Annotated in this window: 19 protein-coding genes; 9 read left to right on the top strand and 10 right to left on the bottom strand. The window is 72.6% G+C overall.

Features of this window, described 5'->3' with window-relative positions; all coding sequences use genetic code 11:
- Positions 1-6: 6 nt before the first annotated feature.
- Positions 7-204, bottom strand: coding sequence for a hypothetical protein (locus PUR53_RS36640; RefSeq protein ID WP_329911198.1), 198 nt, complete (start codon positions 202-204; stop codon positions 7-9).
- Positions 205-378: 174 nt separating this feature from the next.
- Here PUR53_RS36640 and PUR53_RS36635 point away from each other — a divergent pair, with 174 nt between their 5' ends.
- Positions 379-801, top strand: a complete 423-nt coding sequence (locus PUR53_RS36635; RefSeq protein WP_329896168.1) for a CBS domain-containing protein — start codon at positions 379-381, stop codon at positions 799-801.
- Between the two features lie 30 nt (positions 802-831).
- On the top strand, positions 832-1,053 hold the full coding sequence (locus PUR53_RS36630) for a DUF6480 family protein (RefSeq protein WP_329896169.1): 222 nt from the start codon (positions 832-834) through the stop codon (positions 1,051-1,053).
- 12 nt (positions 1,054-1,065) lie between these two features.
- Here PUR53_RS36630 and PUR53_RS36625 read toward each other — a convergent pair whose 3' ends face one another.
- Positions 1,066-1,482 (bottom strand): ATP-binding protein, encoded by a 417-nt coding sequence (locus tag PUR53_RS36625; RefSeq protein WP_329896170.1) that lies wholly within the window; start codon positions 1,480-1,482, stop codon positions 1,066-1,068.
- Between the two features lie 268 nt (positions 1,483-1,750).
- On the opposite strand from PUR53_RS36625, the gene PUR53_RS36620 reads away from it, so the two are divergent.
- Positions 1,751-2,119 (top strand): hypothetical protein, encoded by a 369-nt coding sequence (locus PUR53_RS36620; RefSeq protein WP_329911197.1) that lies wholly within the window; start codon positions 1,751-1,753, stop codon positions 2,117-2,119.
- A 20-nt stretch (positions 2,120-2,139) separates the two neighbouring features.
- Here the strand turns inward: PUR53_RS36620 and PUR53_RS36615 are convergent, their stop codons facing one another.
- The 4 genes from PUR53_RS36615 to PUR53_RS36600 all read right to left on the bottom strand — a co-directional run bounded on the left by PUR53_RS36615 (position 2,140) and on the right by PUR53_RS36600 (position 5,231).
- Positions 2,140-3,105, bottom strand: coding sequence for a YihY/virulence factor BrkB family protein (locus PUR53_RS36615; protein ID WP_329911196.1), 966 nt, complete (start codon positions 3,103-3,105; stop codon positions 2,140-2,142).
- 10 nt (positions 3,106-3,115) lie between these two features.
- Entirely contained in the window at positions 3,116-3,541 is a 426-nt protein-coding gene (locus PUR53_RS36610; protein WP_329896173.1) for a DUF6003 family protein, read from the bottom strand.
- Positions 3,542-3,654: 113 nt separating this feature from the next.
- Positions 3,655-4,404 (bottom strand): DUF1775 domain-containing protein, encoded by a 750-nt coding sequence (locus tag PUR53_RS36605; RefSeq protein WP_329896174.1) that lies wholly within the window; start codon positions 4,402-4,404, stop codon positions 3,655-3,657.
- 176 nt (positions 4,405-4,580) lie between these two features.
- Positions 4,581-5,231 carry a hypothetical protein gene (locus PUR53_RS36600; protein ID WP_329896175.1) on the bottom strand — a complete coding sequence of 217 codons (651 nt, stop codon included), beginning with the start codon at positions 5,229-5,231 and terminating at the stop codon, positions 4,581-4,583.
- A 303-nt stretch (positions 5,232-5,534) separates the two neighbouring features.
- On the opposite strand from PUR53_RS36600, the gene PUR53_RS36595 reads away from it, so the two are divergent.
- Positions 5,535-7,307, top strand: coding sequence for a hydroxysqualene dehydroxylase (locus PUR53_RS36595; RefSeq protein WP_329911195.1), 1,773 nt, complete (start codon positions 5,535-5,537; stop codon positions 7,305-7,307).
- Between the two features lie 98 nt (positions 7,308-7,405).
- Positions 7,406-8,191, top strand: coding sequence for an MBL fold metallo-hydrolase (locus PUR53_RS36590; RefSeq protein ID WP_329896177.1), 786 nt, complete (start codon positions 7,406-7,408; stop codon positions 8,189-8,191).
- A 39-nt stretch (positions 8,192-8,230) separates the two neighbouring features.
- Here PUR53_RS36590 and PUR53_RS36585 read toward each other — a convergent pair whose 3' ends face one another.
- The 3 genes from PUR53_RS36585 to PUR53_RS36575 form a co-directional block, all read right to left on the bottom strand.
- Positions 8,231-9,088 (bottom strand): alpha/beta hydrolase, encoded by an 858-nt coding sequence (locus PUR53_RS36585; RefSeq protein WP_443078077.1) that lies wholly within the window; start codon positions 9,086-9,088, stop codon positions 8,231-8,233.
- A 203-nt stretch (positions 9,089-9,291) separates the two neighbouring features.
- Complete coding sequence (locus PUR53_RS36580; RefSeq protein WP_329896178.1) at positions 9,292-10,098, bottom strand: VOC family protein; 807 nt, start codon at positions 10,096-10,098, stop codon at positions 9,292-9,294.
- Positions 10,099-10,198: 100 nt separating this feature from the next.
- Positions 10,199-10,864 carry an SDR family NAD(P)-dependent oxidoreductase gene (locus tag PUR53_RS36575; RefSeq protein WP_329911194.1) on the bottom strand — a complete coding sequence of 222 codons (666 nt, stop codon included), beginning with the start codon at positions 10,862-10,864 and terminating at the stop codon, positions 10,199-10,201.
- Positions 10,865-11,020: 156 nt separating this feature from the next.
- On the opposite strand from PUR53_RS36575, the gene PUR53_RS36570 reads away from it, so the two are divergent.
- The 4 genes from PUR53_RS36570 (at position 11,021) to PUR53_RS36555 (ending at position 15,754) form a co-directional block, all read left to right on the top strand.
- On the top strand, positions 11,021-12,391 hold the full coding sequence (locus PUR53_RS36570; RefSeq protein WP_329896180.1) for an MFS transporter: 1,371 nt from the start codon (positions 11,021-11,023) through the stop codon (positions 12,389-12,391).
- A gap of 168 nt (positions 12,392-12,559) precedes the next feature.
- Entirely contained in the window at positions 12,560-13,450 is an 891-nt protein-coding gene (locus tag PUR53_RS36565; RefSeq protein ID WP_329911193.1) for a PaaX family transcriptional regulator, read from the top strand.
- Positions 13,451-13,961: 511 nt separating this feature from the next.
- Positions 13,962-14,627, top strand: coding sequence for a response regulator transcription factor (locus PUR53_RS36560; RefSeq protein ID WP_329911192.1), 666 nt, complete (start codon positions 13,962-13,964; stop codon positions 14,625-14,627).
- Positions 14,624-15,754 (top strand): sensor histidine kinase, encoded by a 1,131-nt coding sequence (locus PUR53_RS36555; protein ID WP_329896183.1) that lies wholly within the window; start codon positions 14,624-14,626, stop codon positions 15,752-15,754. The genes PUR53_RS36560 and PUR53_RS36555 overlap by 4 nt, the downstream gene beginning before the upstream one ends.
- 31 nt (positions 15,755-15,785) lie before the next feature.
- Here PUR53_RS36555 and PUR53_RS36550 read toward each other — a convergent pair whose 3' ends face one another.
- Positions 15,786-16,451, bottom strand: a complete 666-nt coding sequence (locus PUR53_RS36550; protein WP_329896184.1) for a TetR/AcrR family transcriptional regulator — start codon at positions 16,449-16,451, stop codon at positions 15,786-15,788.
- Positions 16,452-16,511: the final 60 nt, after the last annotated feature.

Raw genomic sequence — 16,511 nt, 5'->3', positions numbered from 1 at the left:
CGGTGACTACGGGTGTTCCGGCTGCTGACCCGGCGGCACCCCTCCTCCCTTGCCGCCGCCCTTGCCGCCCTTGCCGCCCTTGTCCGTGCCGTGGGCGTGGCCGCTCTTCGTCTCCGACTGCCGCGCCTTCAGTTCGGCGCTGTCCTGCGGTGTGGCACCGCCCTTGTCACTGCGCCGCTGTTCCGGCTGCTGCGGGTTGGACATCTGTGACACCTCACTCACTTCAGGGATGGTCAGGGTTGGTCGGGATGGTTGGGACCGGCGGGTTCCCCTGTGGAGGCTTCCGATGCGATCGCGTGGGGTTTTGTCGCTTATGGGTACTCGGGAGACCGAGCGGCGGCGAAGGCGCCGTCCCACTCCACGGAGGGATGGGTTCCCATGACTCAGCATGTCAGCGAGCTGATGACAAGCGCCCCGGTGACCGTCGAACCGCAGACGTCGGTGGCGACCGTGGCCCGGATGATGCGGGACGAGGACATCGGCGCCGTTCTGGTCACCGAGGGCGAGCGGCTGCGGGGACTGGTCAGCGACCGCGACCTGGTGGTCCGCACGGTGGCCGAGGGCGGCGACCCGAACCGGACGACCGTGGCCGACGCGTGCAGCGACGACCTCGTCACGGTGGGCCCCGACGACGACGTCAGCCGTGCGGTGGAACTGATGCGCGAGCATTCGGTCCGTCGTATGCCGGTCGTCGACGCGGAGCAGCACGCGGTGGGCATCGTCTCCCTCGGCGACCTGGCCATCGAGCGCGACCCCGAGTCGGCCCTCGGCGACATCAGCTCCACCAAGCCCAACAAGTAGCTGGTCACGCCGCTGAAGGGAGCGTGCGCCATGACGACTCCTGATCCCGGCCCCCGGCGAACGCCCGGAGCCGACATACACGGTGGGGTGCCACCCGGTGAGACACCCCCCGGCGAAGGGGGGACCTCCGGGATCTCCCATCCGGAGCCGCCCGCACCGCGCAGGGGATGGAGTTCGATGTCCCTCGTCCTGCTCATGGTGGTGGTGGCACTGATAGTGGTCGGCCTCGTCGGTATGGCCGTGGTCCTCTGATCTCCCCCGTCGCTACCGGCCGCTGCCGGGCGGCGAGGGGTCCGCCAGGGCGATGCGTGCCGTGATGCGCTTGCCGACCGGTTCCTGTTCGATGAAAAGATCCTCGGTCACGGCCTTGACGATCTCCAGCCCGTGCTGCCCGATCCGGTCGGGGTCGGCGGCCCGGGCCGCGGGCACCGTGGGGTCGCTGTCCCAGACGACGATGTCCACGCTGTCGGCGGTGACACGCAGCTCCAGGAGCACGGGACCGGGGGCGTACTTGCGGGCGTTGGTGACCAGTTCACTGACCACCAGCTGCGTGAGGTCCCGTACCCGTGCGGAGACGACCAGTCGATGATCGGCGTGGGCGCGGTCGAGGAAGGCGAGGGCGTGGTGGCGGGCATCGGCGATGCAGCCGTCCTCGCCACCCAGGGCGTATCCGGCCCGCATCAAGCACCTCTCCGGTCCGCTACAGCCGTCACCGTCGGCATTCGATCCCACGTGTCCCGCCCTCATTCCCCCCTCACATACGCGCCCGTACCCGCGATGGTTTCATCCATGCCACCCCAGCTGCCTCGGGAGGGCCGGCCTCGTCCGGACCGGACGAGCGGCGAAATGGCCTGAAGGTGCCTCTCCTGCCGAGTTCGGAAGCGGACGCCCGGGGCATTCGGACGGCGGGGACGTGCTTGTGCTCATGGAGCCTCAGGGGAGGAGAGTCATGTATCTGGCACGGGGAGGGAGCGCGGACGGCAACGGATTGCTGTGGGCCATGGGCGCTCTGGCGCTGTACCTGCTGATCAGTTACGGGCTGCACTACCGGGCCCGGGCCCGGGCCCGGCGCGGCTCCGGGCGGGCCGCCCGGGAGGCCCTGCACGATCTGAAGGACCGCGAGGACCCTCAGCCGCAGCAGCGCTTCGTCAGCCGCATGATCATGCTGTGCGGCGGGGCGGCCACCGGGCTGGTGGGCTACGCGACCAGTGGCGTCGTCCGCGTCGTGGCCGTGGGGCTCACCGCCGTGGTGGGCGTGGCGGTGTGGGCGTACTACGACCACCGCGTGGAGACGCGCACCCCCGTCACGGACCGATGACCCGCCCGCCCCGACCGGGGTCACGGCCCCGGCCCCGGGTCCGGGCGTACCGCCTCCGTGATTCCGGCGCGGGCCGCTTCGAGTTGGGCGGCGAACGCGATGCCCAGGAACAGCACGACGCCCGTGAGGTTGGCCCACAGCAGGAGGGCGACGAACGCCGTCAGCGGTCCGTACACGGCGCCGAACGATCCGCTCTTCGCGACGTAGAGCGCCAGCAGCCACGTGGCCGTGACCCACAGGACCAGGTGGACCGCCGAGCCGAACGCCAGCCAGGTGTAGCCCGGTTGGTCCCTGCGCGGGGCCCAGCGGAAGATCACCGCCGACGCGACCCAGGCGAGCAGGACGCCCAGCGGCACGTCGAGAGGCCCCCACCAGTCGAGCCACCCCCGTGACCAGTCGAGGGCCTCCACCACCGCGGCCCCCACGGCGTCCCCGGCGACGAGCACGAGGAATCCCAGGACCATCGGCATGCCCGCCGCGAGGGCGAGAAGCAGCGCCCGCCCGTACTTGGCCAGGAAGGGCCGGTCGCGTTCGACGCCGTAGATACGGTTGGCGCCCCGCTCCACCTGCCCCATCGCCGAGGCGAGGTTGAGCAGGGCGAAGGCCAGTCCCAGCCACATGGCGACGGCGTTCCAGAAGCCGGAGCCGGCGCTGCGCGCGGTGGCGTCCAGCGCCTCCTCGACCAGACTCGCGCTGGCGCCCGGCACGATCCGGCCCACGGTGAGCTCGATGATCCGGCCCACGCTCTCCGTGTGCACGGTGGTGGCCACGCCGACCAGCGCGATGGTGAACGGCACCAGGCCCAGGACGATCTGGAAGGCGAGCGAACGGGAGTGCGAGAAGCCGTCCGCGTAGCGGAACCGGGCGAATGCGTCGAGGAGCAGCCGGCGGCCCCCGTAGCGCCTCAGCGCGGTCAGCGCCTCGTCGCCGGACAGTTCCTCCCCGATCATGTCCCGCGTCTGCGGGACGTGTACGACGGTGCCCATGGTGAGCGTCTCAGCCGTTCGCCGCGGCCGTCACCGTGTCGGGGTCCATCCCCGTCAGTTCGACGATGCGGTGCGGTGGCACGCCCGCGGCGAGGGCGCGTCCGATCAGGCCGTCCCGGCCGTCGGCGCAGTCACGGTAGGCGAGCAGTTCGTCCTCGATCCGGGCGAGCGGCTCCGGCGCCAGCCGGTGGCGGACCCGGCTCAGTTCCTCGTCGCTCAGCGGGACGGGCAGCCGCTCCGCGTCCTCGGGGATGGCCGCCGTCTCCTCCGGCGGCAGCAGGCGCAGGTGCGCGGAGGTCGGCGTGGTCCCTTGAGCGTCCAGCCACGCGCGAACGGCGGGAGTCTCCATGCAGGCGAGATCCTCGACGGCGGCGGGGGCCACGCCGAGCGGCACGGACTCGTCGTCGAGCAGGAACAGATAGGCGTCGTCGGTCATCCTCGATCCTTTCCCCACGGCAGCTGACCGACATCCGCATACCCCCTCGTGGCCGATTCACCGTCCGGCGGCCCGGGCTCACCCCGAGACCGGGCCCGCCTCGGCTCCCGGGGTCAGGCGGTCGTGCCGCGACGGCTCCGGAACCACCACACTCCGCCGCCGACCGCGACGAGAACGGCCGCGCCGATGCCCAGCGGCACGGCCGGGGAGAGACCGTCGTCGCCGTCGGTGCTCTCCGCCGCCGGCTCGGCGGACGGCGTCCCGGCGTCCGACTCCGTCGTGGCGTCGGTCGTGGGGGCGGCCGTCGTGGGCTCCGCGGAGGGTGTGGGCGTGGGGCTGACGAGCTTCGCGCCGGGCGCGGCGGGCTTCAGGTCCAGCCGGGGCGCGGGGTGGCCGTGCCCGTGGCCGTCGCCCTCGGACTCCTCCTCCAGTTCGATCCAGCGGTCCACCTTGCCGTCGCTGTAGGACTGCAGGGTCTTGAAGACCAGCGCCTTGGCGTCGGGCAACTGCCGTACGGTGACGACGTATTCGACGTCCTCCCCCACCGCGCGCTTCTCGCCTGAGACGGTGTAGCCCCGGCTGGTGGGGGCGAACTTCCAGCCGTCCGGGCCCTTCTCGTAGGTGATGTCGGCGGGGGCGATGCCCTCGGGCAGGACGACCTCCAGCTTGGTGATGCCGGCGGAGGCGGACTCCGACTCCGCGGAGAAGGTCAGTTCGACGTTCTGGTCGAGGGCGCGGGCGCCCTCCGCCTCGACCTCCGCGTGGGCCGCGGCGGGCCCCGCGACGGCGAGGACGGACGCGAAGGCGATCGCGGTGAGCGCGCCGGATCGACGCAGGGTGCGCGACATGGTGGAGCGGTGCACGGGGGAACTCCCTTGAACGGGCGGGCTGAAGACTGTGGTGGGACACGAGGCGGCCCCGCGCACGCGGATCGGCCGGGGGCTGATGCGTCGGGCACGGGGGTGCGGCGCCTGCCCGGGGCGTGGAGCCGACAGAGCGAGCGTCGTCTCCGGAGGCGTCCCCGGGTGAACGGCTGTCGTCAGACGGCGACAGCGGTCCCGACCGGTGGCCCCCGGGAGGTGATCGCGTGGGTGAGGAGGTAGCGGCGCGGCTCGCGGTCCGTACGGGCGCGGCGGGCGCGGACCCGCGGGCGGTACGGCGGGACGGACGGCCGCAGGACCAGGCGGAGCGGCGCGGTCAGCCAGCCGGAGAGCGCCCGCAGGATGCGGAAGGCGGCCCGCTCACCGTGGGCGAGCCAGAGGCCGCACAACAGCGCGGCCAGCAGATGGGCGGCGAGCATGCCCGTCGGGGGCAGGTCGCCCATGGCGTGATGCGGCCCGTGCGCGATCCCCGCGCCCGCGTGGTCCGTCGACGGCGACCGCAGGGCTCCCGTCGGGTGGTCCATCGGCGCCGTGGCGGGCACGGCGCCCGTCGCGGCCGTCTGGGCGAGCGTGAACATGACGTGGAGGGCGGCCTGGGCCGCGACCGCGGCGGAGCCGACCAGGAGCGGTCCGCGCTCCCGGGCGCCCGCCCACCAGGCCGCGCCGCCGGTCGCCACCGCTCCCGCGACCAAGGCCCACCAGGGCACCGGGGTCCCCGACATCATGACGTGTCCGAGGGAGGTGAGCAGCACGCAGACCGCCGCGAACACGGCGGCCCTGAGCGTGCGGGAGCACCCCCCAGCGGTCATCGAGCCACATCCTCGCAGTCCTGGTCCCATGCGTCACGAGAGGGTACGTGAACGCCCCGGGCCCCCCACTCAATCCAGCCGCGGTGACACACGCCACACCGGCCATGCCTGTCGGGCGCACGGCGGGACGCGGCGTGCGCGGCCGTGCGCGGCCGTGTGCGGCCGCTGCGAGCGGTCTCCGTGAGCCGCCGTCTGATGCGGCATCAAGCCAAAGTGACGCGGGTCGCGTCGGTCGCCTTCCGGGATCGGTGTGCCGCTCCTAATCTTCGTACGCCAATGGTTACCGACGGTAAGGGGTGGGCGATGGGCACGTGGGGCGGCACCACACGCAGAGGGTTCCTGGGTACGGCGACGGCCGCCGGTGGCGCCGTCGCTCTGGGCACCACCGGGCGGGCGGCGGCCCAGGAGGGTGCCGCCGCACCGACCGTGGCCGTCCTGGGCGGGGGCGTCGCCGGGCTCACGGCCGCGCACGAACTCGCCGAACGCGGCTTCCGGGTGACGGTCTACGAACGCAAGGCGCTCGGCGGCAAGGCCCGCAGCATGGACGTGCCGGGCAGCGGTACGGGCGGCCGTGCCCCGTTGCCCGGGGAACACGGCTTCCGCTTCATCCCGGGGATCTATCACAACCTGCCCGACACCATGCGCCGCATCCCGTTCCCGGGCAACGCCCAGGGCGTGCACGACAATCTCGTGGCCCCCAAGGAGATGCTGTTCGCCCGGTCCGGCGGCCGGGAGGACATCAGGATCCCGCTGCCCTGGCCGGACAACAGCCCCGCCGAGCTCACCCCCGACGAGATCCGCCGCGCCGTCACCTCGGTGCTGGACACCGCCTTCAACCTCCCGCTCCACGAGGCCCTCTACTTCGCCAACCGCTTCCTGGTCTTCCTCACCAGCTGCGACGAACGCCGCGACGAGACCTGGGAGCAGACGCCGTGGTGGGAGTTCGTACGGGCCGGGCAGATGTCGTTCGACTACCAGCGGATCCTCGCCGTCGGCATCACCCGCAACATCGTGGCCACCAAGGCGGAGGAGGCCAGCACCCGGACCGTCGCCACCCTGTTGGAGGCCTTCGCCTTCAACCTGCTGGGGCGGGGCGCGGACGGCCCGCTGGACCGGATCCTGAACGCGCCCACCAACGAGGCCTGGATCGACCCGTGGGTGACGTATCTGAGGTCGCTCGGCGTCGAGTTCCGGGTCGGCTGGAGCGTACGGGACCTGACGCTGGAGGGGGGCCGGATCGGCGGGGCCGTCGTGGAGGACCCGGCGGGCGCCCGGCGGACCGTCACGGCCGACCACTACATCTCGGCCATGCCGGTCGAGCACGCTCGGCGCACCTGGAACTCCGCCGTGCGCGCCGCCGATCCCCAACTGGCCGCGTGTGACCGGCTGCAGACCGACTGGATGACCGGCATCCAGTTCTATCTGACCGAACGCACGCCGATCCTGCACGGCCATCTCGACCTCATCGACTCCCCCTGGTCGCTCACCGCGATCGCGCAGGCGCAGCACTGGCCGGGCCACGACTTCCCCGCCGACTTCGGTGACGGCACCGTCGCGGACTGCCTCTCCGTGGACGTCTCCGAGTGGGACCGGCCGGGCATCCTGTACGGGAAGACCGCCAAGCAGTGCACCCGCGCCGAGGTCGCCCGTGAGGTGTGGGCGCAGCTGAAGGCCGCGCTCAACGACACCGGCCGTACGGTCCTGAAGGACTCCGTGCTGCACTCCTGGTTCCTCGACCCGGCCGTGGACGGGCTCGGCACCCCGAACCCGGTCAACGACGAGCAGTTGCTCATCCATCCGACAGGGACCTTCCACCACCGGCCGCGGTCCGCCACGCGGATCCCCAACCTCTTCCTGTCCGGCGACTACGTGGCCGTACCCATCGACCTGGCCACCATGGAGGGCGCCAACACCTCGGCCCGGCAGGCCGTCAACGCCCTGCTGGACCGGATCGGTTCGTCCGCCGAACGGTGCGCCGTCACCCCGCTGTACCGGGCGCCCGAGCTCGAGGCGCTCAAGCGCCACGACCGCACCCGGTACCACCTGCGGCTGCCGAACCTGTTCGACCTGGGCTGACCCCGCTGCCCGTCGGGGGCGACATCTCACCGTCCGCGCGGAGGTCCGGCCGTACGCTGTGCGCCAGGTCTCCTCGACACCCCTAAGGCGGTACTGCCGTGCAGGTGCACCACCTCAACTGCGGGACCATGCTCCCGCTCACCGGCGCTCTGGTCTGCCACGTCCTGCTCGTCGAGGCGCCGGGGGGACTGGTGCTGGTGGACTCCGGGCTGGGGCTGCGTGACATCGCCGAGCCCGGACGCCGGGTGGGGTACTCCCGGCATCTGATCAGGCCCGTACTCCGGGCCGAGGAGACGGCCGCGCGTCAGGTCGAGGCCCTCGGGTTCCGGCGTGACGACGTGCGGCACATCGTCGTCACGCACTTCGACTTCGACCACATCGGCGGCGTGGCCGACTTCCCCGACGCCCAGGTCCACACGACCGCGGCCGAGGCCCTGGGGGCCATGGTCTCCCCGTCCCGGCGGGAACGGTCCCGGTACCGGTCGGCGCAGTGGGCCCACGGGCCGAAGATCGTCGAGCACACTCCGGACGGCGAGGCGTGGCGCGGATTCGCCGCCGCCAAGGAACTCGACGCCGTCGCCCCGGGAATCGCCCTGGTGTCCCTGCCGGGGCACACCCGCGGTCACGCCTGTGTCGCGGTCGACACCGGAAGCGGCTGGATCCTGCACGCCGGCGACGCCTTCTTCCACCGCGGCACGCTCGACGGACGCTCGCCCGTCCCGCGTGCCCTGCGCACCGTGGAGAGCCTGCTGGCGCACGACCTGAAGCAGGTGCGCGCCAACCACGCCCGTCTCGCCGAACTGCACCGCCGCGCCGACGCCGATCTGACCGTCGTCAACGCCCACGACCCCGTCCTGTACGAACGCGCCCGCACCGCACGCTGACCACGTCAGTCGCCCGCGCCGCCCCGGGGGCGCGGGCCGTCAAGCCGCCGCGTCGGGAACCGTCGCGTCGAAGGCCGTGCGCAGGGCGGTGGCCATCAGGTCGATCGCCTCCTTGCCGGCCGGCACCGGGCCGGTGTGGGTGAAGTAGTGGTCGACGCCCTCGAAGACGCGGTGGGTGACCGGGACCCCGGCGGCCGCCAGGGCCTCGGCGTAGGCGTCGCCCTCGTCGCGCAGGCGGTCGTTCTCGGCGGTGATGACGAGGGCAGGCGCCAGGCCCGCGAGGTCGTCGGCGAGGCCGGGTGAGGCCAGGGGGTCGGCGAGGTCGGCCGGATCCGGGACGTAGGCGGCGGTGAAGATCCGCATGAGCTGCGGGCTGAGCAGCGGCTTGGCGATGCGGGACCGCTTGGTGGCCGGGTCGGCGACCTGGTCGAGCGGCGCGGAGTCGATGATCTGGAGGCGCGGTGTGAAGGTGCCCCGGTCGCGGGCGGTCCGGCAGACCCCGGCGGTCAGGTTGGCGCCCGCGCTGTGTCCGCCGACGGCGACCCGCGAGCCGTCCCAGCCCTGGGCCTCGCCGTTCGCCACGACCCACTCGACGACGTCGTAGGCCTGGGTGACGGCGGTGGGGAAGACGCGCTGCGGGGCGACGGCGTAGTCCACGTTGACGACGACGCAGCCGGCCGTCGCGGCGATGTAGCGGCAGATGTGGTCGTCCTGTTCGGGGCGGGCCACGATGAAGCCGCCGCCGTGGAAGTTGACGTAGACCGGAGCGGGGGCGGCGGCCGTGGTCGGCGGGCGGTAGACGGTGCAGTCGACCGGGCCGGCGCCGGTCTCCACCCGCAGGTTTTCCGTCCGCTTCGGGACGTCGGTGAAGCGCAGGTCCTGGTGGACGCGGGTCATGACGCCGCTGAGCAGCAACTGGACCCCTCTGGCCTGGATTCTCGCACCGAACGACATGATCGTACCGCCCATCGTTCCAACATTGAATTAACAGGATTCCTGTTGGTGGGATGATGGACGCTGATTTCGTTTTCCGCAACGGTGAGCACGCCACCGTCACGGGGACGGTGGCGTGGCCAGGCGCGCGGGAGGGGTGCGGAGGGTCAGCTCTCGGCGGCGAGGACGACGAAGTCCGCGTCCGACGGGTCGAGGCAGACGGCCAGCCGCCCGACGCCCGGCGCGTCCTCGGGGCCCATCTGCACACTGCCGCCGTTCCCGGTGACCGCCGCCACGGCCGCGTCGCAGTCGGTGACGGCGAAGACGGGGTGCCAGTACGGCCGTCCGCCGGTCAGGGTGAGGTCCTCGGCGCGGAGTTGCATCAGGCCGCCCTGCATCCGCTCCTCGGGGAGCCCGGCGGGGGTGACGAGCGTGTACGAGCCCCCGTCGCCCGGCAGCGGCATCTCGCCGAACTGCCAGCCGAGCACGCCGCCGTAGAACTCCTTGGCGGCCGGGACGTCGGTCGTGTACAGCTCGGTCCAGGACAGCGAGCCCGGCTCGTCCGCGAGTTCGAAGCCCGCGTTCGTCCCCGGCTGCCAGACGGCGAACTGGCCGCCGAGCGGATCGCTGTACTGCGCCATCCGCCCCCAGTCGCCGAGGTCCCTCGACGGCACCCGCACCGTGCCGCCGGCGCCCTCCACGGCCCGCGTCGTGGCGTCCGCGTCGGTGACGGTGTAGTAGATCATCCAGGCCGAACGCGCGCCCTGTTCGGTGAGTTCGCCGAGCCCGCCGACGACCTTGCCGTCCTTGCGGAAGACTCCGCCCGAGCCCTCCGCCTCCTCCTCCCCCTCGCCGCCCATGGGCTCGTACTCCCAGCCCAGCACCGCCCGGTAGAAGGCCGCCGCGGCCGGGATGTCGCGCACGCCGAGGTCCAGCCAGCAGGGGGAGCCGGGCTTCAGGTCAGTGGTGATCACGGGATTCCCCTTCGCGTTCTCGGTGCCTGTGCATGTGCCTGCGCCTGTGCCTTCAGCCTGACACCGCCCACGGACGCCCGCGCGCCGACCGTGCCGACCGTCAGGCGTCGAGGTCGTCGGCGAAGTGCCGGAAGCCGTGGCGGTCGCGGTGGATGCCCCAGAGGGTGTCGGCGAGGACGGCCGGATCCTTGCGGTGGTGCCCGGGGACGATCGCGCCGGGCACCACCAACTGCGCGACATGGACGCCCTCGGCCCCGAGGGTGTCGTGCAGCAGGTGGCCGTACGCGCTCTCGGCGGCGAACGCGACGGACGTCCCGGCCCGGTCGGGGTGCGGGACCACGGCCGTACCGCCGTTGACGAACAGGATCGTGCCTCGACCGAGGGCGCGCATACCGGGCAGCACCTGGCGTACGGCGGCGACCGCGCCGTAGACGGAGAACTCGATCGGGCCGACCAGATCGGTGTGGCTCGCCTCCAGCACCGGCCGCATGAAGTCCGGGTGCGGCAGGGGGCTGTACTGGAGGACCTCGATCGGGCCGAGCGCCGTGTGCGCCGCGTCGAGCGCGGCGGTCAGGGCCCGCGGGTCACGTACGTCGGCGGCGAACCCCTGCGCGGTGACACCTCCGTCGGCCAGTTCGGCGGCGAGCGCCTTCGTGCGCTCCGGGTCGCGGGCGACCAGCGCCACGGCGAACCCCTCACGGCCGAAGCGACGGGCGACGGCCGCGCCGAGACCCGGCCCGGCTCCGATGACGGCGATGGTGGACATGGCTGGTGTGCCTCCCTGACGGAACGGGCTCGACGGTTCCCACTGTTCTTGACGGACCCCACTGTCCCTGAGCTGTCAATGTTGTGCACTTTCTTGACGACAATCAGACAAGCACCTAAGTTCGCGGTGTCCTTCCCCCGGCCCAGGGAGACCGCGATGCCCTCGTCCCCCGTCGCTTCACCGCCCCCGAACTCCGCGCAGGCCGAACAGACCGAGCGCACGCGCCAGTTGCGCCGCGTGGCGCTGTCCGGACTGCTCGGTACCGCTGTCGAGTTCTACGACTTCCTCGTCTACGGAACGGTCGCCGCGCTGGTGTTCGGGGAGCTGTTCTTCCCCGGCGCGGATCCGGCCGTGGGCACGATCGCCGCGTTCGGCACCTTCGCCGCCGGCTATGTCGCCCGTCCGCTGGGCGGAATCGTGTTCGGGCACTTCGGCGACCGGCTGGGCCGTAAGTCGATGCTGCTGCTGACCATGGGCCTGATGGGCGGCGCGAGCTTCCTCATCGGCCTGCTGCCCACCTACGGCACCATCGGCGTGTGGGCGCCCGTGCTGCTGATCACCCTGCGGGTGGTGCAGGGCGTCGCCATCGGTGGTGAGTGGGGCGGGGCCACGCTGATGGTCGTCGAACACGCCGGTGAGCGGCGGCGCGGACTGTGGTCGAGCTTCACGCAGATGGGAGCACCGCTGGGCTCCCTGCTGTCCTCGCTGGTCGTGACGCTCGTGGTGGCCATGCCCAGGGATCAGTTCGCGGCGTGGGGATGGCGGGTGCCGTTCCTGCTGAGCGTGGTGCTGCTGGGCGTCGGACTCTTCGTCCGCCTCAAGGTCGTGGAGAGCCCTCTCTTCACCAAGGTCAAGAAGGACCGCGCGGAGGCCCGGATGCCGATCGTCGACGTGCTGCGCCGGCCGCGGGCGCTGGTGCTGGCGGCGTGTGTGGGGATCGGCGCGTTCACCGCGCAGTCGCTGCTGACCAGTTATCTGATCGCGTACGCGACGGGGATCGGGTATCCCCGGCCGCAGGTGCTCACGGCGTTGACGGTGTCCGCGGCGGTGGCGCTGGTGGTGCTGCCGTGCGCGTCGGCGCTGTCCGACCGCGTCGGGCGCCGTCCGGTGGTCCTGGCCGGTGCCGTCGCCTCGGCCGCCCTCGCCTTCCCGGTCCTGGCACTGGTGGACTCCCGCTCGCCGGGGCTGCTGATCCTCGCGGTCGTGCTGGGGCACGGCATCGCCCAGTCGGTGATGTACGGGCCGCTGGGGGCGCTGCTGACCGAGATGTTCGGCACGCGGGTCCGCTACACCGGGGCCTCGCTGGGCTATCAGCTCGCCACGCTGATCGGGGCGGGGTTCTCCCCGATGATCGCCGGGAGCCTGGTCGCGGCGAACGGGGGTTCCGGGACGCCGGTCGCCCTGCTGATCTGCGGGGGTGCCGCGATCACGGCGGTGACCGTGTGGTTCGTACGCGAGACGCACCGGGAGTCACTGGGCGAGGCGACGGTCGTCGAGGGCGCCGTGAAGGAAGGGGTGGCGTCCTAGAGGATGCCGTGCGCTCCCGTCGGGGGTGCGGGGGGGGCGTCGCCCGGCCGCGGGCCGGTGGAGCTTCTCGCGCGGTTCCCCGCGCTCCTGACGGGGCGCCATCCCGGTGCCGGTGATGTGGGGCGGGCGGGCGTCGGAGTGTCGGTGGACGGTCGTACGCTTGCCCCCGTGGAGGACTACGACATCCTGGACACCCCGGACAGCGGCACCGCCGACAGCGACGCCTCGGACGGCCCGCAGCCGCGCCCGCAGTCGCTCATGCTCGCCTTCTTCGGCAACCACGTGCTGGAGGAGGGCGACGGTGATCTGTGCGTGTACTCGGGCAGCATCATCGATGTGCTCGGCCGGGTCGGCGTCGGTGAACAGGCCGTACGCTCCACCCTGACCCGGATGGTCAACCGCGGCCTGCTGCGGCGCCGGCGCGAGGGCCGCAAGATGTACTTCGGCCTCACCCCGCAGGCGTCGCGCGTCCTGTGGGACGGCCACACCCGCATCTGGGAGCAGGGCGCGGTCAACGACGACTGGGACGGCACCTGGACCCTCCTCGGCTTCTCCCTCCCCGACTCGTGGAAACGCCAGCGGCACGACCTGCGTTCGCGGCTGACCTGGTCCGGGTTCGGCGCCCTCTACAGCGGGCTCTGGATCGCCCCCGGCAGCGTCGACATCGCCGGGGTCGTCGCCGAGCTCGGGCTCACCGACCACGTCAAGATCTTCCACGCGCAGGCGGACGTGGCCACCGACATCGAGCTGATGATCCGCGACACCTGGGACCTGGAGAGCATCGCCGCCCGCTACGTCACCTTCGACAAACGCTGGACGGCCCTCCTGGGATCGGGGGCCGGCGCGGGCGACGATCCGATCGGCACCCGGTTGCGGCTGGTCAGTGAGTGGCTGTGGACCATCCGCACCGACCCCCGGCTCCCCGCCCGTCACCTCCCGTCCGACTGGCCCGCCCGCCCGGCCGAGCAGACCTTCCGCCACCTCGCCGAACTGACCGCCACCCCGGCAGGACGGACAGCCACCGAGCTGCTCGACACGGTGCCGCGACGCCAGGACTGACCGGCCCGTCCCCGCGAGCCAGCGGGAAGCCGCGGGACACCAGTGGAGGCCACCGGGAGCCACCGGTCGGCGGATCCGTAGTGTGAGGGGTCGGGTTCGTGCCCCTGCCCGCCGAGCCGATCCGGGGCCCCGCCCGGGGAGCCGCAGCCCCTCCTGTCGTCCCCTCCGGGGGCCGTGCCCCTGCCGACTCCTGACCCGTCCCCGAGGCCCCTGACCCGTCCTGGCAGCCCTTCCCCCACCCCCGTCCCGCAGCCCCGCTCTTGGCCCGTCCCGGAGGACGGTCGGCGGGCACCTGTCGCCTCGGGGCGGTGCCGGATGGCTGCCGCCCCCGGCGTCGGCCCCGGTCTCCCCCCGTACGGCTGGAACGCTCCCCCCGAGTGGCGGGAGTGTGGGGCCCGGCCGTCGTTCGGGGGCGGGCCCGCTCTACGGTCGGAGGGGTGGCAGTGGACGGTGAGGTGCGGGCGGCGACGCGCGCACGGGACGACGAGGCGGGACGCGTGTGATCCGGGTGATGGTGGTCGACGACGAGGCCCTGGTGCGGTCCGGCTTCAAGCTGATCCTGAGCGCGGCGCAGGACATCGAGGTCGTCGCGACGGCGACGGGCGCGGACGCGGTCGAGACCGTGCGGCGAGAGGCGCCGGACGTGGTGCTGCTCGACATCCGGATGCCGGACGTCGACGGCCTGACCGTGCTGCGGGAGCTGCGCGCGCTGCCGGAACCGCCGGTGGTGGCGATGCTGACGACGTTCGACGCCGACGAGTACATCCTCACCGCGCTGCGTTCCGGCGCGGCCGGTTTCCTGCTCAAGGACACCGAGCCCGAGCAACTCGCCCAACTGGTGCGGACGTTGATGGCCGGCGGCGTGGTGATGTCACCGAAGGCGTCCCGGGCCGTCTGGCAGAGCCATCCCGGGGCCCGAGCGGTCGACGACCTGGAGGCCGCCCGTGTGGGACGGCTCACCGGACGCGAGCGGGAGGTGCTCGTGCTGATCGCGGAGGGCCTGTCGAACGCCGACATCGGCGCCCGTGTCCACCTCAGCGCGGGCACCGTGAAAGATCATGTCAGCGCGATCCTCGGCAAGTTGCGGGTGAGCAGCCGGGTGCAGGCCGCGCTGCTCGCACAGCGGGCCGGGCTGCTCGACAACGGCCCGCGGCGCTCGCCGGAGGCGGGCCGATGACCGCGTGGAGAGCCGGGGCGTGGTGGGCGCGGGTGCCGGAGCCGGTGGTGGACGCCGTGGTCGTCGCGATCGCGGTCGTCGACCTCGTGCTCAACCTGTGGGACGCCTCGCCCCTCGCCACGGCGATCGCGGCCGGGGGCTGCGCCGCCCTCGCGCTGCGCCGGCGGTTCCCGCTCGCGGTCTTCGCGTGCACACTGCCGGCCGCGCTGATGCTGGAGGTCGTGTTCGCCCCGTTCGCGGCCCTGTTCACCCTGGCGGAACGGTCACGCGACCGCCGTCTGCTCGGCATGTGCGCCGTGCTGTTCGCGCTCGCCTCCGCCACCCCCTGGCCGCTGATCGACGTCAGCTCGCACGACCGCAACTGGACGGTCGTGTTCTTCTTCTACCAACTCGCCACCGCCGCCGCCCCCGTCCTGCTGGGCCAACTCGTGCAGGCGCGGCGGGACCTGGCGGGCCGTCTGGTCGAGATCGAGGACGCGCGGGAACACGAACGGCTGCTGCACTCGCAGGCCGTGCTCGCCCGCGAACGCGCCCAGCTGGCGCGTGAGATGCACGACGTCGTCTCCCACCAGGTCAGCCTGATCGCCGTGCAGGCCGGTGCGCTGCAGGTCGCCGCCCGGGACCCGGAGGCCAAGGAGGGCGCCCGCACCATCCGTTCCCTCAGCGTCGACACGCTCGACGAACTGCGCCACATGGTGACCCTGCTGCGCGCCTCCGGCGGCCGGGCCACGGAGCTCACCCCGCAGCCCACCCTGGCCGACCTCCACCGGCTGGTCACCACGAGCGGTATCGAGACCGACCTGACGGGTGAACTCCCGCCGGACATCGGCACCCCCGCCCAGCGTGCCGTCTACCGCACCGTGCAGGAGGCCCTCACCAACGTCCGCAAGCACGCCCCGGGCGCCACCGCCACCGTACGGCTCTGGTGTGCCGACGACGGCGCGTCCTTCGGTGCCACCGTCACGAACACTCCCGCCGTCCGCCCCTCCCTGCCGCTCCCCGGTTCCCGGCAGGGCCTCGTCGGACTGCGGGAACGCGCCGAACTCCTCGGCGGCACCCTGGAGTCGGGCCCGACGGCCGACGGCGGCTGGGAGGTGGGGCTACGGATCCCGGCTCACGCGGAGTGATGTCCCGGGCCCCGGCAGGACGGCCCCGGACTCAGGAGCGCCCCTTCCCGCCCGTCCCGAGCAACCCGTCGAGCACGAGCGACGCCAGTGACTCCGCCGTGGCGGCGATCTGTTCGGGAGAGGAGGCGGCGGAGCGGCCGAGGCGGCGGGCGAGAGGCACGTCGAGCATGCCCGAGACGGTCGGGACGACGGCGAAGAACAGCACGTCCATCGGGACGGGGGCCATCCGTCCGGCGGCGACGAGGCGATCGACGCAGGACGCCATCTCGCCCACGACGACACCGATGTAGTTGTCGTAGAGGTAGTCCAACCGTTCGGTGTCCTGGTTGAGTTCGTCGACGAAGAGCCGGCCGACCAGGGGGGTGTCGGCGGCGGTCCGGTAGAAGGCGGTGATCAGCCGCCGCAGGTTCTCCTCGTCGTCGAGCGAGGGGTCGGACTCGGGCATACGGGCCACCTGCGCCCCCAGGACGGAGTCCACCACCGCGCGCCAGAACGCGGCCTTGGAGCCGTAGCGGTCGTTGATGAAGTTGTGGCTGACGCCCAGGCGGCGGGCCAGTTCGCGGGCTGACGCCCGGTCGTAGCCCAGCTCGGCGAAGGCCTCCAGGCCGCGCCGGAGGATGCTCTCCTCCTCCGGCAGGGCGGGAGTGTCCGCGCCGGGACGTCCCGGCCGACGGGCGGATTCGGCTCTTGCTCCCACGCTTGCCTCCATCGCTCGGGCGCCTGCCCGTACGCGGTGCGGGCGGTCCGCGCCCATTTT

Source organism: Streptomyces sp. SP18BB07 (assembly GCF_036322545.1).
Lineage (GTDB): Bacteria > Actinomycetota > Actinomycetes > Streptomycetales > Streptomycetaceae > Streptomyces > Streptomyces deccanensis.
Note: the sequence above shows the minus strand (reverse complement) of the source record. Positions and strands in the feature narration are given on the sequence as shown.